The organism is Dactylosporangium sp. NPDC049742, assembly GCF_040674675.1.
Classification (GTDB): Bacteria; Actinomycetota; Actinomycetes; order Mycobacteriales; family Micromonosporaceae; genus Dactylosporangium; species Dactylosporangium maewongense.
On the sequence record NZ_JBFANF010000017.1, the window covers coordinates 91,378 to 116,291 of the forward strand.

The 24,914-nt window shown below is 72.7% G+C and carries 18 protein-coding genes and 1 riboswitch; of the genes, 13 read left to right on the forward strand and 5 right to left on the reverse strand.

Annotated elements, in window-relative coordinates:
• The first annotated feature begins 7 nt into the window (after positions 1-7).
• The 4 genes from AB0J72_RS22295 to AB0J72_RS22310 all read left to right on the forward strand — a co-directional run bounded on the left by AB0J72_RS22295 (position 8) and on the right by AB0J72_RS22310 (position 4,437).
• Entirely contained in the window at positions 8-538 is a 531-nt protein-coding gene (locus AB0J72_RS22295; RefSeq protein WP_363401552.1) for a hypothetical protein, read from the forward strand.
• Complete coding sequence (locus tag AB0J72_RS22300; RefSeq protein WP_363401554.1) at positions 528-1,811, forward strand: MAB_1171c family putative transporter; 1,284 nt, start codon at positions 528-530, stop codon at positions 1,809-1,811. Before AB0J72_RS22295 ends, AB0J72_RS22300 begins: the two co-directional genes overlap by 11 nt.
• A 106-nt stretch (positions 1,812-1,917) precedes the next feature.
• Positions 1,918-2,340 carry an XRE family transcriptional regulator gene (locus AB0J72_RS22305; protein WP_363401556.1) on the forward strand — a complete coding sequence of 141 codons (423 nt, stop codon included), beginning with the start codon at positions 1,918-1,920 and terminating at the stop codon, positions 2,338-2,340.
• Between the two features lie 84 nt (positions 2,341-2,424).
• Positions 2,425-4,437 carry a hypothetical protein gene (locus tag AB0J72_RS22310; protein ID WP_363401558.1) on the forward strand — a complete coding sequence of 671 codons (2,013 nt, stop codon included), beginning with the start codon at positions 2,425-2,427 and terminating at the stop codon, positions 4,435-4,437.
• 1,545 nt (positions 4,438-5,982) lie between these two features.
• Here the strand turns inward: AB0J72_RS22310 and AB0J72_RS22315 are convergent.
• Together AB0J72_RS22315 and AB0J72_RS22320 are read right to left on the reverse strand one after the other, a co-directional pair.
• On the reverse strand, positions 5,983-6,939 hold the full coding sequence (locus tag AB0J72_RS22315; RefSeq protein WP_363401560.1) for a DUF6569 family protein: 957 nt from the start codon (positions 6,937-6,939) through the stop codon (positions 5,983-5,985).
• Positions 6,936-8,273 (reverse strand): hypothetical protein, encoded by a 1,338-nt coding sequence (locus tag AB0J72_RS22320; RefSeq protein WP_363401562.1) that lies wholly within the window; start codon positions 8,271-8,273, stop codon positions 6,936-6,938. The genes AB0J72_RS22315 and AB0J72_RS22320 overlap by 4 nt, the downstream gene beginning before the upstream one ends.
• Before the next feature lie 85 nt (positions 8,274-8,358).
• Here AB0J72_RS22320 and AB0J72_RS22325 point away from each other — a divergent pair, with 85 nt between their 5' ends.
• From AB0J72_RS22325 to AB0J72_RS22335, 3 genes are all read left to right on the forward strand, one after another.
• Positions 8,359-8,895 (forward strand): sigma factor-like helix-turn-helix DNA-binding protein, encoded by a 537-nt coding sequence (locus AB0J72_RS22325; RefSeq protein ID WP_363401564.1) that lies wholly within the window; start codon positions 8,359-8,361, stop codon positions 8,893-8,895.
• On the forward strand, positions 8,892-9,947 hold the full coding sequence (locus AB0J72_RS22330; protein ID WP_363401566.1) for a hypothetical protein: 1,056 nt from the start codon (positions 8,892-8,894) through the stop codon (positions 9,945-9,947). The genes AB0J72_RS22325 and AB0J72_RS22330 overlap by 4 nt, the downstream gene beginning before the upstream one ends.
• 113 nt (positions 9,948-10,060) lie before the next feature.
• Positions 10,061-11,416 carry a condensation domain-containing protein gene (locus AB0J72_RS22335; protein WP_363401568.1) on the forward strand — a complete coding sequence of 452 codons (1,356 nt, stop codon included), beginning with the start codon at positions 10,061-10,063 and terminating at the stop codon, positions 11,414-11,416.
• Here the strand turns inward: AB0J72_RS22335 and AB0J72_RS22340 are convergent.
• Positions 11,413-13,266, reverse strand: a complete 1,854-nt coding sequence (locus AB0J72_RS22340) for a hypothetical protein (protein WP_363401570.1) — start codon at positions 13,264-13,266, stop codon at positions 11,413-11,415. The two genes, AB0J72_RS22335 and AB0J72_RS22340, sit on opposite strands and share 4 nt — an antisense overlap.
• 214 nt (positions 13,267-13,480) lie before the next feature.
• On the opposite strand from AB0J72_RS22340, the gene AB0J72_RS22345 reads away from it, so the two are divergent.
• The gene (locus AB0J72_RS22345) at positions 13,481-14,134 is read left to right on the forward strand and encodes a methyltransferase domain-containing protein (RefSeq protein ID WP_354903451.1); all 654 of its coding nucleotides are present in this window, start codon (positions 13,481-13,483) and stop codon (positions 14,132-14,134) included.
• 1,520 nt (positions 14,135-15,654) lie between these two features.
• On the opposite strand, the gene AB0J72_RS22350 is transcribed toward AB0J72_RS22345, so the two are convergent.
• Entirely contained in the window at positions 15,655-17,109 is a 1,455-nt protein-coding gene (locus tag AB0J72_RS22350; RefSeq protein WP_363401572.1) for a sigma-70 family RNA polymerase sigma factor, read from the reverse strand.
• A gap of 129 nt (positions 17,110-17,238) precedes the next feature.
• Positions 17,239-17,332, forward strand: a riboswitch (glycine riboswitch).
• Between the two features lie 157 nt (positions 17,333-17,489).
• Here AB0J72_RS22350 and gcvT point away from each other — a divergent pair.
• From gcvT to AB0J72_RS22375, 5 genes are all read left to right on the forward strand, one after another.
• Entirely contained in the window at positions 17,490-18,551 is a 1,062-nt protein-coding gene (gene gcvT / locus AB0J72_RS22355) for a glycine cleavage system aminomethyltransferase GcvT (RefSeq protein ID WP_363401574.1), read from the forward strand.
• A 44-nt stretch (positions 18,552-18,595) separates the two neighbouring features.
• Complete coding sequence (locus AB0J72_RS22360; RefSeq protein ID WP_363401576.1) at positions 18,596-18,958, forward strand: glycine cleavage system H protein; 363 nt, start codon at positions 18,596-18,598, stop codon at positions 18,956-18,958.
• A 5-nt stretch (positions 18,959-18,963) separates the two neighbouring features.
• On the forward strand, positions 18,964-20,310 hold the full coding sequence (locus AB0J72_RS22365; RefSeq protein WP_363401578.1) for an L-serine ammonia-lyase: 1,347 nt from the start codon (positions 18,964-18,966) through the stop codon (positions 20,308-20,310).
• 799 nt (positions 20,311-21,109) lie between these two features.
• Positions 21,110-22,162, forward strand: a complete 1,053-nt coding sequence (locus AB0J72_RS22370; RefSeq protein WP_363401580.1) for a lytic polysaccharide monooxygenase — start codon at positions 21,110-21,112, stop codon at positions 22,160-22,162.
• A gap of 102 nt (positions 22,163-22,264) precedes the next feature.
• Positions 22,265-23,386 (forward strand): amidohydrolase family protein, encoded by a 1,122-nt coding sequence (locus AB0J72_RS22375; protein ID WP_363401582.1) that lies wholly within the window; start codon positions 22,265-22,267, stop codon positions 23,384-23,386.
• A 90-nt stretch (positions 23,387-23,476) separates the two neighbouring features.
• Here AB0J72_RS22375 and AB0J72_RS22380 read toward each other — a convergent pair whose 3' ends face one another.
• Positions 23,477-24,910 (reverse strand): cellulase family glycosylhydrolase, encoded by a 1,434-nt coding sequence (locus AB0J72_RS22380; RefSeq protein ID WP_363401584.1) that lies wholly within the window; start codon positions 24,908-24,910, stop codon positions 23,477-23,479.
• Positions 24,911-24,914: the final 4 nt, after the last annotated feature.

Here is a 24,914-nt window from a genome sequence, read left to right on the forward strand (position 1 = left end):
AGCGTGGATGCGGCTGCGAACGCTGGAGAAACAGGTCAAGCGGATGCTGGCCGGGCTCGACGTCCCGGACCCGTTCGACCTGCGGGCGTTCTGCGCGTCCGTCGCCGCCGCGCGCGGGCGCGACCTGCACCTGCACCAGCTGCCGGCCGCGGGCGTCGACGGCACCGCGTGCGGGCTGTGGCTGGCGACCGACAAGGCCGACCACGTCTTCTACGCGGCCGGCGCCGGCTGGCTGCACCAGCAGCACATCATCCTGCACGAGATCGGCCACATCCTGTGCGACCACGTCGCGCCCGAGCCGGAGCCCGAGGACGTGACCGCGCTGCTGCTGCCCGACCTGGACCCGGCGACCGTCGCCCGGGTGCTGCGCCGCTCGTCGTACAGCGCGCCGCAGGAGCAGGTCGCGGAGATGATCGCCACGATGCTCAACGAGCGGGCCGCCACCACGGCCGCCGCCCGGCCGCCCGCCGACCCCGCCCTGGGCAACCTGTACGACGCCCTCGCCGAGCCGTTCCTGGTCGAGCGCCGTGGCCGGTGACGCCGTCGACTTCGTCGAGATCCTGGTCCTGACCACGTTCTGGGCGTTCACGATCTGGCGGTTCGCGACGCCGCAGACCCCGCGGGGCAAGGCCATCCGGCTCGTCGTGCTGCTGGCGACGGTGTCGTTCACGTTCAACCGGCGGGAGATCTCGTACGCGACCGACACCCTGCTGCACGTGCCGGACATCTCGGTACCGCTGAAGAACCTGGCGACCGTCGCCGCGTCCGCCGGAATGGTCAACCTCGTCGGGCTGCTGTCCCCGGACCCGGCCCGCTTCGCCAGGCTCCGCCGCGCCGCGTACGTGCTGCTGAGCGTGACGGGCGTGGCGATGACCGTGCTGTTCCTGCTCGCCCCGCGCCGCCCCGAGCGCTACGACTTCGTCTACGAGCAGGCCGGGACGCCGCTGGTCACCGCGTACGCCACGCTGACGCAGCTCGGGCTGACCGTCGGGCTGATCTGCGCGCTGGTCCTCTTCCGCCCCGCCGGCCGAGGTGCCGCGCCGTGGCGGCTGCGGATCGGGATGTGGCTGCTCAGCGCCGGTGCCGTGGTCGGGCTGCTGTTCATGGCGAACCGCGTGATCTACCAGATCAGCCACGCCGCCGGCAGCCGCGCCCTCGACCACCCCGTCGCGCAGAGCGTCTCCCGGATGCTGCTGGCCTTGATGCTGCTGTTCTTCGGCACCGGCGCCGCCCTGCCCGCGATGGGCGGCCTGCGGCGCTGGACGTCACGCTACGTGGCCCTGCAGCGACTGCGCCCGCTGTGGCGGGACCTGGCGACCGCCGCGCCCGGTGTCGTGCTCGGCGACCCACCCGGCCGGCTCGGCGAGTTGGTCGCTCTGCGCAGCGTCGAGCTCCGCCTGTACCGCCGGATCATCGAGATCCGTGACGCCCAGTGGCTCCTCGCCGGCCGCGCGGGCGACACCGACGCCGACGCCACCGCCCTGCGGGCCGCGGTCCTGCGCTCCCGCGGCTTCATGGATGACTCCGGCGGGTCCGTGACCGCCGGTGACGATGTGGTGGCGCCGGGCTTGCCCCCCGGCAGCGGCCCGGCACCAGCTCAGGAGCCGGCACCCGTGCATGCTCCGGTGCACACCGCAGAGCAGGCCCCCGGCCCGCCGAACGCCTCCCAGTCGGCCGGCGGGCCCGATGTCGACGCCGAGGTCCGGGCGTTGCTCGGCCTCGCACGGCGGTACCGCGTCGCGGCCGCGCAGGGTCTCGTGGCCACCCCCGTTGCCTTCGCCGGCCACGATCCGTCCCACCCGGAAGGATGACGTCAACTTCAGTTTATGGGGCGACATCGTCCATAAATCTGAGCTTATGATGGAGATTTCCATCGCAGGGGTGCGATTGTCAAGCGTCTACGTCCCAGGAGGCCATGTGACCCTCGCGGAGAAGCTCGACCGTCTCTTCAGCACGGTCCACCCGCCGGGTCGCGGCGAGTACAGCTACGAGGAGGTCGCCGCCGCCATCCGGGCACGCGGAGTGATGATCTCCCACACGTACATCTGGCAACTGCGCAAAGGAGCACGGGACAACCCGACCAAACGGCACCTCGAGGCGCTCGCCGAGTTCTTCGGGGTCAACGCCGCATACTTCCTCGACGACGAGGCCGCGCGGCGCATCGACGAGCAGCTGGAGCTGCTCGCCGCGCTGCGGGACAACGCGGTGCGGACCATGGCGCTGCGCGCGGCCGGGCTGTCGGGGCCGAGCCTCGAGGCGATCCACGGCATGATCGAGCACGCGCGCAGGATCGAGGGCCTTCCGGACGATCCTCCGGCCACCGATGTGGTGCGAAACTGACACGCCGGGCGGGGTGTTGGCCCGAGGGCAGGCGACGGTAGCGTGGCGGCGGATCGCGCTCGCGATGGTATGGAGGGTTGGCACATGTCCCAGGGCGGAGAGCTGGCGACGGCTCGCGAGGATTCCGGCGCGCGGCCGGCCTTCAAGGTCGCGCTTCGCGGGTACGACCAGGGACAGGTCGACCAGTACCTCGCAAAGCGGGACCGCGAGCTGGCCCAGCTCGCGCAGGAACGCCGGCGGATCGACGCGGACCGGCAGGACCTCGACACCCGGCTGCGGTCGATGCAGGCGCAGCGCCAGCAGCTGCAGCAGGAGCTGAACGAGGTCAAGGACCGGCCGGCGCAGGTCGACAAGGCCTCGTTCCGGCACCTCGGGCCGATGGTCGACGACATCCTCGCGCTCGCCGAGAAGCAGGCCAACCAGATCACCAGCACCACCCAGGAGCGGGCCACGAAGCACCAGGCCGAGGCCGAGAAGGTCCTCGCCGACGCCCGTGAGCTGGCCGCGAAGACCCTGCAGGACCTCGAGGACGAGCTGGCGAAGCGCCGCACCGAGGAGCAGCAGGCGTACGAGGAGCGCCGCGCCGCCGCACAGGCCGAGCTCGCCGAGATCCGTGAGGTCGCCGAGCGGCTCCGGGCCAACAGTGAGGCCGCGCAGCAGCGCGCCGAGCAGGAGGCCGCCAGGATCAACGAGCAGAGCGCCGCCCAGATCAAGCACACCCAGGCGCAGGCGAAGGCCCTCCTGGAGGCGGCCCACCTCAAGATCCAGCAGGAGATCGAGGCCGCCCGCAAGCAGACCCAGCAGGAGCTGGCCCAGTGGAAGGCGCAGGCCGAGAAGGAGATCGCCGACCACCGCGAGGCGACCGAGAAGGAGATCGCCGACCACCGTGAGGCGGTCGAGGAGGAGCTGGTGCGCCAGCGGACCGGCGTCGACGAGCAGTGCGCCGCCGTCAAGGCCGAGGCCGAGCAGCACGTCGCCGAGCTGCGCCGCCGCGGCGACGAGCAGAACACCGCCGCCCAGCACCAGCTCGCCACCGTCCAGCGCGAGATCCAGGCCCGCCGGCAGGCCCTGTCCCAGCTGCAGGCCGAGCTCGAGACCAACCAGCAGCGCCTGGCCCAGACCCGCCGCGAGGGTGCGACCACCGAGCGTGAGGTCCAGCAGTTCCAGCAGCGCCTGAAGGAGACCCGGCAGGACCTGGCCGAGGAGATGGCCCGCCTCGAGGAGGCCCGCTCGGCCGCCGAGGGCGCGGAGCGGCACGCCAAGGAGGTCCGCGCCCGCGTCCAGCGCGAGGCGAAGCGGGTCGCCGACCTGGCCGCCGCCGCCGTCATGGCCGCCGCCGCGGGCGGCGAGACCGGCGAGTACGCGAAGATCCCGGTCCGCACCCCCGCGGAACGCGCCGCCGACCAGCAGCGCCTCGCCGAGCAGCAGCGCCTGGCCGAGCAGGAGCCGGGCGGCGGCCAGCCGTCGGCCGGGCCCTCGCCGCAGCCCGCTTCTGGTCAGCCTTCCGGCCAGCCTTCCGGCCAGCCTTCCGCTCAGCCTTCCGCGCAGCCTTCCGGCCAGCCTTCCGGTCAGCCGCAGCCCGTGGCCGGCCAGCCGGCGCCCCAGCCGGTCGCCGTGAACCCGCTGACCGGCCAGCCCGTCGCGGTCCGCCCGCACACCGGCCAGCCCATCACCGGCACGGGCCACCCCCTCGCCGGCCGCCCGCTCGCCGGCATCCCTGTGACCACGAACGGCACCGACCCCGCGGCCCAGGACACCGAAGCCGCCGACGCCGACCCGGCCGACGACAGCGCATCCGGCGAGCACGCGTCACTCAGCACCCCCAACGGCGCCAACGGCAACGGCAACAGCGGCCTCAACGGCAACGCCGCCGAGAGCGACCCCGACGCCGACAGCCGCTCCGGCGAGCACGCCCCGCTCGCCCCCAACGGCCGCAGCGAGACCAGGCCACGCAGCCTGTTCGAGCCGAGGTCCGCCGCACACGAGGCACAGGACGCCGACCGCCCCACCGCCGGCAACGGCTACGCCCGCCACTCCTCGGACCACCCGGTCCCCACCCAGCGCGACGCCCGCGACCAGTCGGACGCCACCCGCTAGACCCCTACGGTCGGCCCCACGCCCGACCCGAAGTTCCACCCACCGGCCCGGAGCAGCGACCCCGCAGCTCCGGGCCGTCGCACGCCCGCCAGCTCAGCGCCGCCGCACGCTCGCCGGCTCCGCCAACCGCCTGCCTCACCGGACCGGTCCGGGCCGCGCACCCGCGCCAGCTCCGCCAACCGCATTCCTGGCAGGTCTGGGCCGCGCACACGCCGGCTCCGCCAACCGCACCCCTGCCGGGTCCGGGTCGCCCCATGGTCGTCGGCTCCGCGCCGACCGCATACCCGCCAGATCGCCCCAACCGCGCACTCGCCAGATCCGGGTTGCCGCGCATCCGCCAGATCCGGCCCGCCGCGCATCCGCCAGATCCGGGCCGCCGCCTGATCGTCGGCTCCGCGCACAACCGCACACTCCCCCAGGTCCGGGTTGCCGCACAACCGCCGGGTCCGCGCCAACCGCAGGTCCGCTGGTTCCGGGCAGCCGCATGACCGCCGGTCCGCGCCAGTCCACCTCGGCATCCGTCACACCCACGACGCTGGCAACCGCAGCACAGACCGACACGCCCGGAGCGACCACCACGCGAGTCCGGCCCCGCATGCCCGCCGGGGTCCCCGTCCACACGTTCGCCGGTCCGCCGGTCCGCCGGGGGTCCGCGCAAATCGCACGCCCGCCGGGTCGGCGCTCCGCCATGTCGACGGGTCCAGAAACTGTCCACCTCGGCATCGGTCACACCCACGTCGCTGGCATCCGCGAGACAGACCGCCGCCCCCAGGCAGACACCACACACGGCTCCGGGGCGTCACACGGCCGCCGCGTCTGGTCCGCCGATGCCCTGCGCCAGCGACGTTCGCACCATGTGGGCGCCGGCGCCCGAGTCGCGCAGCACGCGCTTGCTGCATCCCTGGGGCCGTGACCGTTCGGCCTCGCGCCGACGGCATGCCCGAAGGGTCCGCGCCAACCGCACGACCGATAGGCCGGCGCCAAGGCCACGCCGCGCCCGGGCCGCGCCCGCCAATGCCGCGCCCGTCTGGGCCGTGCCGCGGGCATGTGCCGCCGGTCCGGGCTCGTCCAACCCGGTGCCGGTCACGCCTGCGGCGCTGGCAGTCCGCAGAGCAGAGACGATGCGGCGGGGGTGCTGGCAGCCTGCGGCGAAGAGGTAGTCGGTGACGGGCCGACCGCTTTCACGACCGTACCACCGCCGGGGAAATCGGCGTCTGGCGTCGTCACCGACCGTAACACCTCGCGGTCACGACTACAAAGCAGTGTCACCGGGGCGCTACAGGGTGCGATGAATGTCGGTGGGGAATTGCGTAAGGCGGCAGAAGTCGCAGAGGTGGGGGAAGCCGGAAGGCGCCACCCCTGGAGGTCCGGGGGTGGCGCCTGGGAGGCGGTGCGGTGCGTGTGGCCAGCGCCGTGCCGACATAAATAGGCCGCTCTCTAAGCGACTTGTGCCCCGACTTGGAATCGGGGGGCCTGTCGGCGAGGCCTGGCGCAGTCCCGCAACACCTGTGATTCAACCGGATCCGTGGCGTGGCGCCAACCGAATTACAGGGTCGTGGCGAACAGTGACGCGTACACGAGACGGGAGCCGTCCGTCACGACCTGGCCGGTGGCTGCGGGGCCGGACACAGTGGACAGTCGCAGGTCGAGGTAGCGCTCGTCCTCGATGACCGAGTCCGGCTGCCATGCGGCGCGCGACAGCCACTCGCTCACCTCGTCCGCCACGGACTGGCGGCGGCGGTGCAGTGCGGCCCGGATGTCGTCCAGCGAGCCGGCCTCGCAAGCGGCGTCAGAAACAACAGCAGCGGCAGGGGTGGAGGCGAACCACGCGGCCGGGCCGTAGGCGAAGCAGACCAGCGCCATCCAGACCTCCGCGAAGTAGACGGGGTCCGGCGCGATCTCCACGCCGGCGAGGGTGTCGCCGACGAAGAAGAGGGCGCCGAGCTGGCCGTCCAGCAGCTCCAGGCGGCTCTGGTACTGGGTGAGCACCGCACGCTTGCGGGTCAGCACCTGCTCGAGGTGGCCGCGGGCGGGCAGGCCGTACCGGCCGTTGAACCGCGCGATGTCGCCCCAGAGCTTGCTGTACTGGTTCGTCCCCCGCAGCCCCAGCGCCGCCGTGCGCAGCTCGACCGGCAGGATGAAGAACCACTGGTCGCGCTCGGACAGGTAACCGCCCTGGCTCTCCTGCACGCAGCACGCGTCGTCGAAGCGCAGCGTCTGACCGGCCGCGATGAACGCCGACCGGCACAGGGCGTGGTTCTGCGCCGCGTCCTGGATGTAGCCGACGTGCAGCGGCACGATGGCCACCCCGGAGGCCGACGGGTTGGTCAGCTCGACCTGGCCGTACGTGACGACCCGGCTGAGCTTCAGCCCGCTGCGCGGCGGCGCGATGCCCGGGTAGGATGGCCCGAAGACCGGCACCATGGTCAGCGCGCCCGCCCGCTGCGGCGGGCCGAGCCGGTAGCCGGTGGTGTCCACCCCGGCCGGGACTGGCAGGTTCACGACGACGCCCCTTCCACGACAGTCTCGAAGGCCGACAGACGGCGGCGCAGCTCCGCGACGATCCACCGGTCCGCGGCGGCACCGTCCACATGGGACAGCAGCCACAGTACGAGCGGCGCCAGGTCATCGGTGTGCCAGAACGGCAGCTGCGGCAGTGCGGGCGCGGGCCGGCGCAGCGTCAGGTCGTCGGCGGGGCCGTACGTGGCCTGGCAGAACACGACCGGCGTACGCACGCCCGCACCCGGCAGCGCCGCGGTGACCCACGCCAGGTCGCCCGGGTACACGTTCTCGTACCCGTCGGAGGCGACCACGACGATGTCCGGCGCCTCCGCACCGGACAACGCGTCCAGCACCCCGGTGGCAAGATCGGTAGCCCCACCAAACCCGCCCGTCAAAAAGCCCGAAAAAGACCCCGACGAGGAACCGCCGACCGGCACCACGACGAGCCGCGCGCACACCCGCTCCAGGACCAGCCGCAGCGCGGCGACCTGCGACGCCACGGCCCACTCACGCTCCCCGTACCCGCGCATCGACGCCGAGTCGTCCAACACCAGCGCGACCGTGCCCTCGTAGCGCGGCAGCCCGGCGACGGCCGCGTCGGTGTAGCGCTCGACCGCCGGCCGCAGGTCGTCGCTCGGCCCGCCGCGCAGCAGGTGTACGAGCGTCGCCGCCAGGTCGCCCCGGTTGGTGGCGGTCACGGTCGCCGGCCGCTCCGTGCGCAGGTCGAGACCGCCACCCGCCGCCGGGAGCGGCACAAGCGACGTGCCCGCGCGGTGCTCGTACACCAGCGGCACCAGCGACGCGACGGTGCCGGCGGACGGCACGGACCGCAGCAGGCGGTGCCGCGGCGCAGCGCCACGGCGCACCGCGTCGAGCACGGCACGGGCGGTGCCGCGGCCGAGGGCGTGCTCGAAGCAGTCCTGCACGACGGCCCGCCGCGCGGCCACGATCTCGGCGGCCCGCGGGTGCTCGAGCAGCACGGTGAGCGCGGTCCGGGTGACGTGCTTGTGGTTGGCCCGGCGGCGCCGGACGGCGAGCAGCACGGTCAGCACGTCGGCGGGCGCCAGCCCGAGCGCCAGCACGCGGGTCACCCGGGCGAGGGTGTCGCGGACGGCGTCGCCGAGCCCGGCCCGGGAGGCGAGGAGCAGCTGCAGCAGCAGACGGGCCCGCTGCGGGGCGAGGATCCCCGGGGTGAGGGCGGTCAGCGCGTACCGCTGCGGGTCGGCGAGGTACGCCGAGGCGTGCACCGCCTCGTCGTCGAACAGCACGGCTCCGGCGCGCGGGACCCGCAGCGCCGTGTCGTGCCGCTGGAGGTGCCGCACGAAGTCGTTCATGCCCGTACGGTGGCATGCGGAAAATCACTGGAACGAATGCTTTTCCGTATGCAACCGGGCGCCCGCCGGCGGCGTGTTCCTGGGCATGGCAGACGCCGACACGTTCGCGGAGTTCTACCGGGACACCTACCGGGGGCTCGTCGCGCAGCTCGTCGCGTACACGGGCGACCTCGGCGAGGCGCAGGACGTGGCGCAGGAGGTGTACGTGCGGGCCTGGTCGCGGTGGCGGCGGATCAGCGCGTACGACGATCCGCGGGCCTGGATCGGCCGGGTCGGGCACAACCTCGTCATCAGCAGGTGGCGGCGGGCCCGGACCGCGCTCGCGGGCTGGACCAGGCACGGCCCGCCGGCGCCGGTGCCCGGGCCGGACCCGGCGACGCTGGACCTCGTGGCCGCGCTGCGCCGGCTGCCCGAGCCGCAGCGCCGCGCCCTCGTGCTGTACCACCTCGGCGGGTTCGCGGTCGCGGAGATCGCCCGGATGGAGGGCGCGCCGGAGAACACCGTGAAGGCGCGCCTGGCCCGCGGCCGGCAGGCCCTCGCCCCGATGCTGACCGTTGCCGACCCGACCGGCGACCCGACCGGCGACCCGACCGGCGACCCGCAGGATGTGAGGCAACCATGACCGGCGTCGACGACGCGTTCTCGAAGCTCCGGCAGCACGTCGACGCGGCCGCGGTCGCGCCGCCGGCGGCTCGGATCGCGACCCTGGGGCGGCGCCGCCGCGCGGGGCGCGTGGTGGTCGCCGGGCTGACCGTCCTCGCGGTCCTCACCGGCGGGTGGTCGGTCCTGCACGACCCCGACCGGCAGGCCGCGCCGATCCTGCCTGCGGTTTCGGCGTCGGTACCGGCGGCGCCGACCCCGACCGGAAACCGCCCCGAACGCGTCCCGCCGGGCTTCCTGGTGGGCGAGGCGGGCGGCGTGGGCGACACGGGCGACGCGGGCGCCGAGCAGGCGATCGACAATCATGACTACAACGCGGGGTGCTTCGGCACCCCCGTCGCCCGCCGGTCCCTCGCGCTGTTCTTCGGGAAGGAGGCGCAGCGGGTCCAGGCCACCCAGTCCCTGTACGTGTACGCGGACGAGGACGCCGCCAAGGCCGTCATGCGGGACCTCCGCCCGCGGCTGCGGCAGTGCAGCGGCTTCGGGGACGCAGAGGTGCTGCAGCCCGTGGCGAGCCCGCCGCTGGGCGCCGAGGCGCTGACCGTCACCGTGGCGCTGCCGCGCGACGGGGCCGGTGAGCACACCGGGGAGCCGTACAGGTTCGTGGTGGTCCGGGTCGGCACCGCGATCGCCGTGCTCGACGGCCTCGGCGCCGACAGGTGGGAGGCGCTGCTGACCCAGGAGCTCGTCGGCCGGATGTGCCCGTACAAGCCGAACTGCGCCCCGCCGCCGTCGACGGTGCGGGCCGTGGAGCCGGTGAACGGGGGCGAGGCGTGGGCGGTGGTCGCCGGCGTCGAGGGCGTCCCGGTCACCGAGAAGGCCGGCGACCTCGGCCGGCTCGGGTACCGCGCCTCGGTCGTGCCGACCGGCTGCGACGTGGGGTCCGCGGCGGCGCTCGGTGGCCTGCCGGCGACCGGCTACACGGTCGTGTACTTCGCCACCGAGCAGGACGCCAGGACCGTCGCCGGCCCCCTGGGGCTGCAGGTCGTCAAGGTCCGCACGTACTGCCTGTGAGCGGCCCGGGGACCGTACGGACCCCTGCATATACAGCTTCCCGGCGCCGTCGACACGGCCGCCGTGGTGCACAAGACTCGGGTCTTCGGCGGGCTACACGGTGGGAGTGCGGCATGGCAGTGGTGGAGATCCAGGCGGACCGGCGGTCGGAGGTCACGTTCAGCGGCGGGCGGGCCGGGTCGGGGCCGGCGACGTGGGGGCAGCAGGCGATCTGGGACGTGGTGCGCAACCTCGGCACCGACGCCGCACGGTACAACGTCTCCGGCGGCATGCCAATGCCGTCGCCGGTCCCCGCGGACCGCGTCGAGACCGCGGTGCGGACGCTGGTGCTGCTGCACGAGTCGCTGCGGACGCGGCTGCGCTCGGCCGACGACGGCTGCCTCGACCAGGTCGTGCACGCCTCGGGCGGCATCCCGCTCGTGACCCGTTTCGCCACCGGGGAGACGGTCACCGAGGCCGCGTACGCGCTGCGCGACGAGCTGCTCGCCGTCCCGTTCGACGCGACCCGGGACTGGCCGCTGCGGGTCGGCGTCGTCCACGCCGGCGGCGGTGTCCGCTACGTCGTGTTCTTCCTGTCGCACACCGCCTCCGACGGGTGGGGTCTGCGCAACCTCCTCGCGGACTTCGCGGCGCTCGTACACGGGACGCTGCCGCGACGGGACCTGCTGCAGCCCCTGGAGGAGGCGGCGTTCCAGACCTCCGACCGGGGCCGCCGGCGCGACGCCGCCGCCCGCCGCTCGTGGCTGTCGAAGCTCGGCAGCGGCCCGGCCAGCATGTTCCCGGCCCGGGCCGGCGCCGCGCCGGCGGCCACGTTCCCGAACGCGGTGCTCAACTCCCCCGCGCTCGGCCTGGCGCTGGACCGGGTCGCGGCGGACCTGTCCGTCACCCCCGCCTCGGTGGTCCTCGCCGCGGCCGCCGCCTCCGCCACCCGGATCACCGGCGTCGACGAGGCCGTCTTCCAGGTCGTCGTCAACAACCGGTTCCTGCCGGGCATGGCGGACGGGGTCACCACGATCGCCCAGGAAGGGCTGTTCCACCTCACCGGCACCCGGGTCGCGTTCCCGGACCTCGTGCGCCGCACGTTCGGCGCCGCCATGTCCGCGCAGCGTCACGCGTACTACGACAAGCTCGCCCTCGACCGTGACGTCGCCGCCGTCGACCGCCCCTGCGACCATTCGTGCTTCGTCAACGACCAGCGGGGGCTGATGCCGGCGCTGGGCTTCGCCGCCCCCGCGCCGGCGCCGCTGCGCGAGGCCCTCACCCGCACCACGCTCACCTGGCCGGTGGAGCACGAGCCGCGCAGGGGCGTGTCGTTCGCCCTGGACGCCCAGGACGCCCCCGGCGCACTGGAGCTCGCCATGACCGCCGACAGCGCCCTCATGCCCCGCGACGACATGACCACGTTCCTCTACGGGATCGAGGAGCTGATCGTCGCCCAGGCGCTCGGCACCCAGGCGCTCGACGCCTAGTGCTGCACCTTCCAGACCCACACGTCGGCGATGTGCTCGCCGGGGCCGAAAAGCTGGTCGGCGGTCTGGCGGACGGCGTCGCTGTTGCCGTGGCTGTCGGCGAGGATGACGCGGTCCGCCTTCCAGTACGCGAGGTCGGTGCGGGCCTGGGCGACGTACTCGGGGCCGAGCTGGGGCACGACGCCGTCGTTGCCGACCTGGCCCAGCAGGCTCCACGTCGGCGGGTACGTCGGGCCGAACATGGCCTTGCGCTCGGGGTCGTTCGGGTCGGGGGCGAGGAAGTAGCCACCGGCGATCTTGAAGTCGATGTCCGAGTCGACGGCCCAGCGCATCGCGTCGAGGCCCTCCCACCAACCGCCGGGGATGACGACGACGGTGGCCTGGTCCGGCACGTGCTCGCGCCAGATGCCGCTGCTGAAGAACACGGGCGCCGCCGGCCGGTCGTTCGTCGGTTGCGGCGTCGGTACGAGCGGCAGCAGCGCCATCGCGAGGGCGGCGGCCCACAGCCAGCGGCCCGCGTACGGCAGCGGCTCCTCGTCGTCGTCCTGGAACGTGTCCCTGGCCTTGTCTCTGGCCTTGCCGTCGTCCGTGCCGGCGGTGTCCGCGACGGCGTCCGTGGCCGGCGCCTCCGAGGCGAACGCGGCCTCCTCGACCGGCTCCGGCCGGGTGACCGGCGGCACCACGAACCGGTCGGCGAGGATCGCCAGCAGCACGCCCACGAGCGGGGTCACGACGAGCGCGACCCGGGTCGGCACCACCGAGTCGAACAGCGGCAGGTCGACCAGGAAGCGCCACGGGCCGTGCCAGGTGGTCTCCTCGCCCTTGTACCGCACGACCGGGCCGAGCGACAGCAGCGAGAACACGACCGCGGTGACGAACAGCGCCCGGGCGCCCCGGTGCCGCCAGAGGGAGGCCGCGGCGGCGGGCAGGAGCAGCAGCAGCGGCCAGCCGAAGAACGTGTTCTCCTCCGTCGGGCCGCCGAGCTTCTCGATGCGCGGGATGTCACCGAGGATGGAGCGCCGGCTGAAGTTCGAGAACCCGTACAGGTCGGCGCTGAAGCCGTGCACGAAGTCGGGCAGCCCGTGGTACGCCTGCGGGCCGGTGAACTGGTGCCAGAGCGGGTACGCCATGACCAGCCCCGCGGCGAGGGCGGTGACGCCGAGCGCCGGCAGTGCCGCCCGCGCGGCCGGGAGCATCTGGCTGGGCCGCAGGTACACCAGCAGGAACACCAGCAACGCGAACGCCGCGAGGAACAGGACCTCTTCGTTGATGAAGCACTGGTACACGACGAGCCCGGCCAGCACGAGACCCTTGCGGACCGTGTCGCCCGGCTCGCGCATCCGGAACACGGCCCACAGGATCAGCGGGATCATGAACTGGCCGGCGATGTTGGGGTGACCGGTCGTCTGCGAGATCATCGCGGGGCCGAAGCCGCAGAAGAGCGCTCCCAGGTAGGCTGCCACGCGGGACCGGACCACGCCGCAGCGCAGCAGCATGAAGAACCAGGCGACGGCGGTGCCGGCCGGCGCGATCGTGCTGATGACGGCGAACGTGACCGGCGCCCCGAACAGCAGCGTGATCGGGGCGAGCGGCAGGGCGAGACCCAGGATGGACGTGTTGGCCATCAGGTTCACGCCCAGCGGCGCGTTGAGCTGGTCGGTGAAGAACGGGGTGTCACCATGGGTGAACAGCCGCGCGGCGTGCGTGAGCACCCACTCGAAGAAGACCTGGTCCTGGTTGTTGTCGGCCAGCATCCGGGTCTGGGGTGCCGCCCACAGATGGTGGAAGAGCACGACGGAGAAGACCACGTAGCTCACGACGACAAGCGCGTTCTTTCCGCCGGTTTTCACGGGTGAGACCATAGCTGTCCAGGGGCCCGTGACGCACGCACTGGCCTCCCGGCATCGACGCCGATAAACTACGCCAATTCCGGATAACATGATCAGACCGTTGGATCGCCGAGCTACCGAGGAGAACGCCGTGCCGCCTGGAGGCGATCGGGATCGCAGTTCGGAGATCCTCGGTGACCAGCTCATCCAGTCCGAGGTGCTCGAGGGCCTCGCGATGGCGAAGAACCACCGCAAGTGGTTCGTCGCGTTCGCGACGCCGTACCTGGGCGACGACCCCATCGAGGTCAGCGCCGGCCTGGGCGACTATGCGGCGGAGTGGCTGGAGCACGCCCCGCGCATGACCGTCACGGAGGCCGACCCGGACCGGCTGCTCGCGCTCAAGGAGCGCTTCTCGGCCAACCGCGAGGTGTCGATCCGCGAGCTCATGCTGCCCAGCGACATCACCGCCGAGCACAGCGCCGCCGTGTCGTACAACGTCCTGGAGCACATCGAGGACCACCTCGGCGCCCTGCGCACCATGCGCTCCCTGGTCCGCCCCGGCGGCCACGTGATCATCGTCGTGCCGGCGTTCCCCTTCGCGATGGGCCCCGCCGACATCGCGACCGGCCACGTCCGCCGGTACACCAAGAAGACCATGCGTGAGGTGCTGCTCGCCGCCGACCTGGAGATCGAGAAGCTGCACTACGCCAACTCGCTCGGCCTGATCGGCTACTACGTCTCCACCTGCCTCCTGCGCCAGAAGCCCGGCCCCGGCATGATGGTCAAGTTCTACGACTCGACGGTCGCCCCGATGACCCGCTTCGCCGAGCGCTTCGTCACCCCGCCCTTCGGCCAGTCCGTGATCGCGATCGCCCGCCGCCCCGCCTGAAAGTTTCGCCCTCCCGAAGATTCGCCACCGCCGCCCGGAGCCCAGCCACACAGCACCACCGGCGGTGGCGGTCAGGCACCCTCCGGCGGCCAAGCGTCAGCCGGGAAACTTTCGCAACGACACCCGGTAGCAGGCCGGGTACGCCCACGCCCCGGCACCCCGAGGCCACGCTTCACATGGTGCACAAAACTCCGACAACCCCGGCGAAGAACCCTCGACCGCAGGTCCGTCAGAAACCCCAGTGCACCGGAACCGGCGCCCCGCACCCCGCCCCGACAAGACCGCATCCGGACACGGGGAGACCTCCACCCGTCCAGCCCGCACCACTTCCAGCCCGCGCCACTCCAGCCCGCGCGCTTTCTCCCGCTCGCACCACTCCAGCCTGCGCCGCTCTGGCCCGCGCCGCTTCTCCTGCCCGCGCCGCTTCTCCTGCCCGTGCCGCTTCTTCTGCCCGTGCCGCTTCTTCTGCCCCGACCTGACCGCTTCCCCAGAGCAGGCCAGCTACTCGAGCCACAGCTCTCGCACCACCGCCCACGCGCCCAACCTCAGCCACATCCCAGGCCCAACCGCCCACGCGCCCCAACCTCAGCCACATCCCAGGCCCAACCGCTCACACACCCCGACGTCAGCCGCATCCCAGGCCCAACCGCCCACGCGCCGCCGACGTCAGCCCCAGGCCCAACCGCCCACGCACCGCAGCCGCTCCACCACCGCCCCAGCCTGTGCGCCACACTCACCAACGCAGGCACCCCCACCGACGCCCGCAACTCCCCACAGCACCCCACTCCACCCGTCCGACCTCCCCCTGCACCCCCACAGACGTTGGTCAATACCCACGTTTGCGGCTTTTGCGCAATAGACATTGCGCGATCCACCCCCAAGATGATCTTCAAATGAAGGGGTAGATCGCGCAGCGTCGATCCCAGAAATCGGACATCTCTGGGCATTGACCAACGTCTGCGCGAGAGCGAGGCGCGAGGGGTCGCGCCAGACCGGCCGGCAAGGTTGATCCCGGAAATCGGACGGCTCGGGCATTGACCACCGTCTGCGCAAGAGTGATGCGCGAAGGGTCACGCCGGAATGGCCGGCGAGATCGATCTCAGAAGTGGACATATCTGGGCATTGATCGACGTCGATGTGAGGGTGGCGCGTGAGGGGCATGTCGGACCGGGCAGCGAGATTGCGCCAGGGACGCATCAGGACGCGGCGCGGCAAGACGAGGCGGGCTGCGACGAGGCGAGGCAGGACGTAGCGGAGCGCGACGCGATGGGCCGCGGCGTGCAGGAGCCGGGCGTGTTCGCGGCCGCTCCGGTGCACGGGACTCAGCCTGCCGCCGGAGCAGTGGACGCAGCCTGCCGAAGGGCCCACCGGGCACAGCCAGCCGCCGGAGACACCGGGCGCAGTCTGCCGCGGGTGCACCGGGCACGGCCAGGCGTCGAAGGCATTGGGCGCAATGCCTGCTGTGGCGACCCGAACGCGGCAAGGGGTGGCAGTGGCCTGAGGGGGCCGGAGGAAATGTGTTACGGGTCGTGGGGTGCGCGGGTCTGTGGATCCGGACCGTCGAACCGAAGGGGAAGAAGTGAACCTGCGCCACCTGTCCGCGGCCGGGGTTGCGGCCGTTGTGCTGCTTGCCGGGTCGGGGTGCGAACCCCAGGGCCAGAACCAGGGCCACGGCCAAGGCCGGAGTCAGACCGGCATGGCTCCGTCCGCCGGGGGCGGGGCCGCCGGGGGCGGCACACCGTCGAACAGTCCGTCCAGCGCCGCCACGGCGTCGCGCGGGGTGTCCGGGGACGCGCCGCCGCCGTCCTTCGGCGGCGTGCCTGCGGTGCCGGGGGTGAGCGAGGCCGTGGCGGTGGGTGCGGTACGGCAGCAGCAGCGGGTGGCGGGGCGCGACAACGGGCAGAGCACCCGGTACGGCGACCGCTCCGTTGCCGTACCGCACCCGCGGGCGCGAACTCGGCAACCTTCGGCACCGCGGGCACGGTGGCGAAGAACGGCGGCACGGACGGGGCCGATGTGGCCGGGGAGGCGGCGGGCGAGAACGGCGCGGGCGCCTGGGCGGTCGCGGGCGGACGGGCGGCCGGCACCTCCCGCCGCGGCTCGTCCGGCTGCCGCCACACCGTCACACCCACGACAATGGCGAGGGCCAGGGCCGCGGCCCCGCCGGCCAGCGCGAAGGCCTTGAGCGCCCACCCGCCGGCGGTCGCCTTCGGCGGGGGCACCAGGAGCGGCAGGCAGGCGAGGAGACCCTCCGCCGCCGGGAGCCGGCGGGACCGCTCCGTGCACTGTGGACAGTCGCGGACGTGCCGGGCGATCCGCTTGCGCCACAACGGGTCCGGCTCGCCGGCCCAGCCGGCCACCACCTCGCGCAGCGCCGGGCAGCCGGGCGGCGCGTCCAGGGCGCGGACCACCGAGCGGGCCACGTCGAGCTGCTCGCGCATCCGCTGCACCCGCACTCCGGCGTGCGCGGCCGGCAGGTCGAGGGCGTCGGCGACCTCGGCGCGGGTCAGGTGACCGCCGGCCTCCAGCCACCACAGCGACAGCACCGTGCGGTGCGCCGGGTCCAGCCAGCGGGCCGCCTCCGCGATCCCCCGCTGCTCGACGTCCAGGACCTGCCGCAGGACGGCGAGGCCGACGAAGTCCGCCGCCGGGTCGGCGGTGTCGGGCAGGCTGTCCGGCTGGTCCTCGCCGCGGGTCAGCCTGGCCAGGCGGGCCTCCGCGCGGGCGTCGGCGAGCTGCCGCAGGGCGATCGTCACCACCCACGACCGGAAACGCCCGGCCTGCCGTACCGTCGAAACCCCCGTCACGACCCGGACCATCGCGTCCTGGACGATGTCGTCGACGTCGAGGTCCCGGTCGGCGCCGCGGCCGACGACGGAGTAGACCAGCGGCAGGTAGCGCGCGGCGAGGGCCTCCACGGCGGCCCGGTCACCGTCGCGGGCCGCCGCCACGAGGACCTCGTCGGACTGTGCCACTGTCGTTCCCGTCTGTTCGTTCACCCTCTGGCGGACGTCCTCCGGTCACGTGTCATAACACTTTTCCGGGCTTGACGGGGCGGTGCGGCGGGACTTACGGTCCTGACCACAACCGCATATCGCGCTGCACGACCCGCGACGGGAGAGCCCTCGGTCAGTCCGAGGCGCCGAAGGAGCAACGTTCTCCCCAGAATCTCTCAGGCATCGGTACCGCCGCGGTCAGGCGACTCTGGAAAGTCAGGACGATCCGTGTCCTGCGCCCACGGTGCAAACCGTCCCGCTCGTCGGGGGCGGCGAAGCTCTCAGGCTCCGATGACAGAGCGGGGAGGTCACCCAGCAGGGGTGCCGTCCGCGACGGCATCCGGACCCAGGGAGCCTCCGTGACACCGCTCTTCGACGTGCACCGCGATCTGGGTGCCACCTTCACCTCCTTCGCCGGCTGGCGCATGCCGCTGCGCTACCAGGGGGACCTCGCCGAGCACCACGCGGTGCGGCGCGCCGCCGGGTTGTTCGACCTGTCGCACATGGGCCAGCTCGAGGTCACCGGCGCCGACGCGGGCCGGTTCCTCGACTACGCGCTCGTCGGCAGGCTGTCGGCGATCGAGGTGGGGCGCGCCCGGTACACGATGCTGTGCCACGACACCGGCGGGATCCTCGACGACCTCGTCGTCTACCGCCTCGCGGACCGGCGATACCTGGTGGTCGCGAACGCCGCCAACACCGCCGTCGTCTTCGCGATGCTCCGCGAGCACGCCGACGGTTTCCACGTCACCGTCCGCGACGCGTCCGCCGACTGGGCGCTGATCGCCGTGCAGGGGCCTTCGGCCGCGTCCATGCTCGACCCGGGGCCGCTGCGGTACTACGCGATCCGCCCCTTCTCGGTCGCCGGGCGGGACGTGCTGCTGGCGCGGACCGGGTACACCGGCGAGGACGGCTTCGAGGTCTACTGCCGCCCGGGTGACGCCGTCGCCGTGTGGCGGGCGCTGCTCGACCACGGCCCGACGCCGGCGGGGCTCGCCTGCCGCGACACGCTGCGCCTCGAGGCGGGGATGGCGCTGTACGGGCACGAGCTGTCCGTCCGGCGGACCCCGCTGCAGGCCGGCCTCGCCCGCCTCGTCGACTTCTCCAAACGCGACTTCGTCGGCGCCGCCGCCCTGCGCCGCCAACGCGACTCGGCGCCGGTCGAGGTCCTGGCCGGGCTCGTCACCGGGTCCCGGCGGGCGCCGCGGGCCGGTTACCAGGTGCTCGACCCGACGACCGGTGCGGTGGCCGGCGCCGTCACCAGCGGCGCGCTGTCGCCGACCCTCGGCCATCCCGTCGCGATGGCGTACGTGCCGCCCGCCCTCGCCGAGCCCGGCACCCGGCTCGCCGTCGACGTCCGCGGCACGCGCGTCGACGCCACCGTCGTGCAACTGCCCTTCTACCGCGCTTCGCAGCACTGAGCGCCATGTCCGCGATCCCGCCGCAGCCGTCCGAGGTGAGTGTCATGTCCGCGATCCCGTCGCACCTGTCCTACACGCGCGACCACGAGTGGTTCTCCGACGGCGTCGTCGGCATCACCGCGTTCGCCGCGTCCGCGCTCGGCGACATCGTCTACGTGCAGCTGCCCGAGGTCGGCACGCTGGTCACCGCCGGCGAGCCGTGCGGGGAGATCGAGTCGACGAAGTCCGTCAGCGACCTCGTCGCGCCCGCCGACGGCGTCGTCGTCTCGGTCAACCCGCTCATCGCCACCGAACCGGGAGCGGTCAACGACGACCCGTACCGGCGCGGCTGGCTCTTCACGCTCCGCCTCACGGGCGCCGCCCCCGAGCTGCTCGACGCCGCCGCCTACGCCGCCCTGGTCGGGTGAGCCCGGTGGCGCTGAGCGCGTTCGACCTGTACTCCGTCGGCATCGGCCCGTCGTCGTCGCACACCGTCGGCCCGATGCGCGCCGCCCGCCGCTTCGCGTCGGCGCTGGAGTCGCTGCCGGTCGCCCGGGTGCGGGCGGAGCTGTTCGGTTCGCTCGGCGCCACCGGTCACGGCCACGGCTCCGCGAAGGCCGTCGTCCTCGGACTGCTCGGGGAGGACCCGGCGACCGTCGACACCGACACCGCCGACGAACGCGTCGACGACATCCGCCGCACCGGCCTGCTCCGCCTCGCCACCGGCCGTGCCGTCGCGTTCTCCGCCGACGACGACGTCGTCCTGCACCGGCGCAAGTCGCTGCCCGAGCACCCGAACGGCATGCGGTTCGCCGCCTTCTCCGCCGACGGCGCGCCGCTGCTCGAACGGACGTACTTCTCCGTCGGCGGCGGCTTCGTGGTCGGCGACACCGGCATCGTGCCCGACACCACGCGGCTGCCGCACCCGTTCGCGACCGGCGGCGAGCTGCTGGCCCTGTGCGCCTCGCTGGACCTGCCGGTGAGCGCCGTCATGTACGCCAACGAACGCGCCTGGCGCCCCGACGCCGAGACCCGGGCCGGGCTACTGCACCTGTGGTCCGTCATGCAGGCGTGCGTCGACCGGGGCTGCTCCCGCGACGGCGTCCTGCCCGGTGGGCTGCGCGTGCCGCGGCGGGCGCCGGCACTGTACCGCGACCTGAAGGCCTCCGCCGACGGCGCCGACCCGCTGAAGGTCCTCGACTGGGTGAACCTCTACGCCCTCGCCGTCAACGAGGAGAACGCCTCCGGCGGCCGCATCGTCACCGCCCCGACCAACGGCGCCGCCGGCATCATCCCCGCCGTCCTGCACTACTACACGCGCTTCGTCCCCGGCGCCACCGACGACGGCGTCGCCCGCTTCCTCCTCACCGCCGCCGCCATCGGCATCCTCATCAAGGGCAACGCCTCCATCTCCGGCGCGGAGGTGGGCTGCCAGGGCGAGGTGGGCTCGGCGTGCGCGATGGCCGCGGCCGGCCTGTGCGAGGTCCTCGGCGGCACCCCCGCCCAGGTGGAGAACGCGGCCGAGATCGGCCTGGAGCACAACCTGGGCCTCACCTGCGACCCGGTGGGCGGCCTCGTCCAGATCCCCTGCATCGAACGCAACGCCATCGCCAGCGTGAAGGCCATCAACGCCGCCCGCCTCGCCCTGAACGGCGACGGCAGCCACAAGGTCACCCTCGACAAGGCGATCCGCACCATGCGCGACACCGGCCGCGACATGTCCGTGAAGTACAAGGAAACCGCCCGCGGCGGCCTGGCCGTCACCGTCATCGAGTGCTGAGCTGTCATTCCCCCCACCGCTGACGCGGCGGGGCCCGGCGGGGATTCTCACCCGCGCCGCTGCACGTCGTTCCGCACCGCACAGCCCCCGCGGCACGTGCCCGGAATTGTCCGCGCGCAGCATCCCGGCCGCCCTCTCTTCGTGTTTTCGCCTGTCTGCGCCCTCCTCGCCCTGCCCATGCCTCCTCGCTCTGCCGCCGTCTTGCTCTACCTCCGTCTTCTTGCTCTACCCGTGCCTCCTCGCTCTGCCTGCGCGTCCTCGCTCTGCCTGCGCGTCCTCGCTCTGCCTGCGCGTCCTCGTTCTACCTCCATCTTCTTGCGCTACCCGCGCCTCCTCGCTCTGCGTGCGCCTCCGCGTCTCTCCCTGCTACGCGTCCCCGCCCTGTTGCACCAGCCGCTCGGTCTGGCACCGCACAAACCCACACCGACGTTGGTCAATGCCCTGAAATGCCCCTTTTCGAGATCGACGTTGCGCGATCCACCCCCAATTCAGGGATCGAAATGTGGGTGGATCGCGCAACGTCTATTGAACAAATGCCGTAAACCTGGGCATTGATCAACGTCTGTGCGAACGCGCAACGACGAGCGACGCGGCACGGAGAGGTGCGCGACCCAGAGCGAGCACGCCGGCGTACATGAGGCGATCGGGGACCTGTCCATTCACGGTGATCCATGGCGCGGGTATCATGTGGGTGGGAGCCGCACAGCGCCGCGGACAGCATCTGAGCTGCACCGCAGGCGTCGCCATGCATGCAACTCGCATCGACGTGACGGAGTTCCCAGTGCAACTTTCAGCCCGTATGAGACCGTTCGCCATCGGCGCGGTCGCCGCTCTGGCCGCCGCCGTGGCCGCGGTCGTCGTCGCACAGAGTCCCGCCGCCGCGCACGGCTCGGTCACCGACCCGCCGTCGCGAAACTACGGCTGCTGGGCCAGGTGGGGCAGCGACTTCCAGAACCCGAACATGTCCCAGACCGACCCGATGTGCGCCCAGGCCTGGCAGGCCAACCCGGACACGATGTGGAACTGGAACGGCCTCTACCGTGAGGGCGTCGCCGGCAACCACCAGGCCGCCATCCCCGACGGTCAGCTGTGCAGCGGCGGCCGTACGCAGAACGGCCGGTACGCCTCCATGGACACCGTCGGGGCGTGGGTCGCCGCGACGAAGCCGAACAACTTCACGCTGACCCTCACCGACGCCGCCCAGCACGGCGCCGACTACCTGCGCATCTACATCACCAAGCAGGGCTTCGACCCGACCACGCAGCCGCTGACGTGGGCGAGCCTCGAGCTGGTCAACAGCACCGGCCGGTACGCGCCTGCGCCGCAGTACCAGGCGCAGGTCAACGCCGGGAGCCGGACCGGCCGGCACGTCATGTACACGATCTGGCAGGCCAGCCACCTGGACCAGTCGTACTACTTCTGCAGCGACGTGATCTTCACCGGCGGGCCCGGGCCCTCGAACAGCGCGTCGCCGTCGCGGTCGCCCTCCACGTCGCCGTCGGCCTCGCGGTCGCCGTCGACGTCACCGTCGGCGTCGGTCTCGGTGCCGCCCGGCGGCTGCTCGGCGAGCTACGCCAAGACCAGTGAGTGGAGCGGCGGCTTCGGCGCCAACGTCACCGTCACCGCCGGCGCGGCCGGGACCAACGGCTGGACGGTCCGGCTGACCTGGGCCAACGGCCAGACGATCAGCTCGTTCTGGAACGCGGCGATCACGTCCAGCGGGGCCGTCTCGACGGCCACGAACGTGAGCTACAACGGCAAGCTGGGCGCCGGGCAGTCCACGAGCTTCGGGTTCAACGGCTCCTGGAACGGCACCAACTCGGCGCCGGCGGTGACCTGCACCGCCACCTGACCCCGCGCCTTGCGTCGCACACGACTTTCGAGATAGCTTTCACAAAAGCTTTTCTCGGAGGTGTACGTGCATCGTCAGGTGCTCATTCAGAACGCTCACGTCGTGCCCGGCAACGGTCCGGAGTTGCCGGGCACCGACGTCCTCTGTACCGACGGCGTGATCACGGCCGTCGCCCCCGACCTGGCCGCCCGCGCCGATCCCTCGTGCGACGTCATCGACGCGACGGGGCTCACCGTGACCGCGGGGTTCGTCGACGCGCACCGGCACGTGTGGCAGGCGCCGCTGCGCGGCTCCGGCGCCGACATGCCGATGTCCCGGTACTTCGTGGAGGTGCTCGGCGCCGCCCTGGCCGCGATGTCCCCCGCCGACGCCGGCCGGGCGACGCTCCTCGGCGCCCGCGCTGCGCTCAACGCGGGCGTCACCACCGTCTTCGACTACAGCAACGCGACCCACTCCCCCGAGCACACCGACGCGGTGGTCGAGGCGTTCGAGACGTCCGGCATCCGCGCCGTGGTCGGGTTCTGCGACCCCGCCTCGCTCGGCCGCGCCACCGGCCGCGCCACCGGCCGGGTGACGGGCGCGCTGTCGATCCTCGGCCCCGAGTACGGCGACTGGGACACCGCCGTCGCCGAGATCAGGCGGGGCCGGGACCTCGGCGTGATGGTCGCGGCGCACGTCGCCGGCCCGTGCGTGCGGCGGCTGCGCGACGAGGGGCTGCTCGGCCCGCACCTGCAGCTCGTGCACCTCAACGCGGTCACCGCCGACGACGCGAAGCTGCTCGCCGAGTCGGGCACGGCCGTGGTGGTGACGCCGACGGTCGAGGCGGTGATGGGGCACGGCGGGTCCGCGTACGGGCGGCTGGCGGAGGCTGGCGCACGACCCGCGTTCGGGGTCGACGTCGTGATCAACAACCCGCCGGACCTGTTCGAGCCGCTGCGCGACACGCTGCGCACGGCCCGGCTGGCGACGGGTTCCACGTCGGTGCCGCCGGCCGGGGACCTGCTGCTCGCGGCGACACTCGACGGCGCCAGGGCCGTGGGTCTCGCCGGCGTCGTCGGTACCGTCGAAGCGGGCGGACGCGCCGACCTGCTGCTCCTGGACGGCCTCGGCCACCTGCGGGGCGACCGGGCGGGCGCGGTCGTGTCGTGCGTGACCGCGTCGGACGTGCGCACGGTGCTGGTGGACGGCCGCGTGGTGAAGCGGGACTTCGCCCTGCTGGTCTGACGTGCGTCGGGGGCGGGACGCGACCCTGCTGGTCTGACGTGCTTCGGGGGCGGGACGCGTGCGCGTCCCGCCCCCTGTTTCGCGGGTGGATCAGAAGTTGTCGGCGGTGCGGATCCGGCCGCGCATGAAGGCGCCGGAGGTGGTCAGCTGGTTCGGGTTCGTCCAACTGCCCGCCGAGCAGGTGCCCGGCTTGAACGCGGCGCTGCTCTCGTTCGCGTCCGAGTACGTCCAGTTCGCGTAGCTGATCTTCTTCGAGTCGAGCAGGTCCAGCCACGCGGCGCTGCTGTTGAGGTCGACATTGCCGCCGCCGGTGTAGGTGACCGTGCCGAACTCGGTCACGAAGAGCGGCAGCCGGCCGGCCGCCCGCGACACCACGTTGCGGTAGTTGTCCAGGTGCGACGCGGCGTAGAAGTGGAACGTGTACATGATGTTCTGCGCGTTCACCGGGTTGGCGACGATCTCGTTCTCGTCGGTGCCGTCGGACACGCCGAGCGACGACCAGCCGCGGGTGCCGACGATCACGACCGCGTCGGGGTCGGCCGCCCGGATGACCGGGATGACCTGCTCCGCGTAGGACTTGATCCCCTGCCACGACACGTTGTTGGGCTCGTTGGCGATCTCGTAGATGACGTTCTTCTTGTTCGCGTTGCGCTGCGCCACCGAGGCGAAGAACGTCTTGGCCCGGTCCAGGTTGTAGTTCGGGTCACCCGGCGTCAGCGTGTGGAAGTCGATGATCGCGTACATGCCCTTGGACTCGGCCAGGTCGACGTACTGGTTGACCTGGTTGGTGAACCCGGCCGGGTTCGTCTCGTAGCCCTGCTCCTGCACGTACATCGCGATCCGCAGCAGGTCCGCCTTCCAGTCGTCGGCGAGGGCGGCCACGGAGGCGTTGGTGATGCAGGAGGCGAACCACTGGATGCCGTGGCTGCTCATGCCCCGCAGCTGGATCGCCTTGTTGTTCTGGTTGCAGAGGTTGACGCCGCAGACGTGCAGCTGCCCGTTGGCCGCCAGCGGCGTACCACCCTGCGGCGGCGTGCTCGGGCTCGGGCTGGTGCTCGCCGACGGGCTGCTCGACGGCGACTTCGACGGCGTCGGGCTGTTCGTGACCCCGCCGGTGCAGGTCACGCCGTTGAGCGTGAACGTCGCCGGCGTCGGGTTGGCGGCGGTCCACGTACCGTTGAAGCCGATGCTCGTCGACGCGCCGGTCGCCAGGCTGCCGTTGTAGTCCAGGCTGCGGGCGGTGACCGCGGTGCCGCTCTGGCTGAACGTCGCCGACCAGCCCTGCCCGACCTTCTGCCCCGCGTCGGGGAACGCGAAGCCGAGCGTCCAGCCGTTCACGGCGTCGCCGAGGTTGGTGATCGTGATGTTGCCGGTGAATCCGCCCGGCCACTGGTTCACCGTGTACGCGACGCGGCAGCCGCTGGCCGCGGACGCGTTGACGGCGGGCAGGACGATGATCCCGGTGACCGCGAGGGCGGTGGCGGCGCCCACCGCGAGGAGTCCACGTTTGTGCAAGACCTTCATGACC

Bases quoted from the DNA above. Each gene is read 5' to 3' on its own strand.
- AB0J72_RS22370 (WP_363401580.1), top strand. From the start codon at position 21,110: ATGAGACCGTTCGCCATCGGCGCGGTCGCCGCTCTGGCCGCCGCCGTG.
- AB0J72_RS22310 (WP_363401558.1), top strand. From the start codon at position 2,425: ATGTCCCAGGGCGGAGAGCTGGCGACGGCTCGCGAGGATTCCGGCGCG.
- AB0J72_RS22335 (WP_363401568.1), top strand. From the start codon at position 10,061: ATGGCAGTGGTGGAGATCCAGGCGGACCGGCGGTCGGAGGTCACGTTC.
- AB0J72_RS22380 (WP_363401584.1), bottom strand. From the start codon at position 24,910: ATGAAGGTCTTGCACAAACGTGGACTCCTCGCGGTGGGCGCCGCCACC.
- AB0J72_RS22325 (WP_363401564.1), top strand. From the start codon at position 8,359: ATGGCAGACGCCGACACGTTCGCGGAGTTCTACCGGGACACCTACCGG.
- AB0J72_RS22330 (WP_363401566.1), top strand. From the start codon at position 8,892: ATGACCGGCGTCGACGACGCGTTCTCGAAGCTCCGGCAGCACGTCGAC.
- AB0J72_RS22320 (WP_363401562.1), bottom strand. From the start codon at position 8,273: ATGAACGACTTCGTGCGGCACCTCCAGCGGCACGACACGGCGCTGCGG.
- AB0J72_RS22295 (WP_363401552.1), top strand. From the start codon at position 8: ATGCGGCTGCGAACGCTGGAGAAACAGGTCAAGCGGATGCTGGCCGGG.
- AB0J72_RS22360 (WP_363401576.1), top strand. From the start codon at position 18,596: ATGTCCGCGATCCCGTCGCACCTGTCCTACACGCGCGACCACGAGTGG.
- AB0J72_RS22345 (WP_354903451.1), top strand. From the start codon at position 13,481: ATGGCGAAGAACCACCGCAAGTGGTTCGTCGCGTTCGCGACGCCGTAC.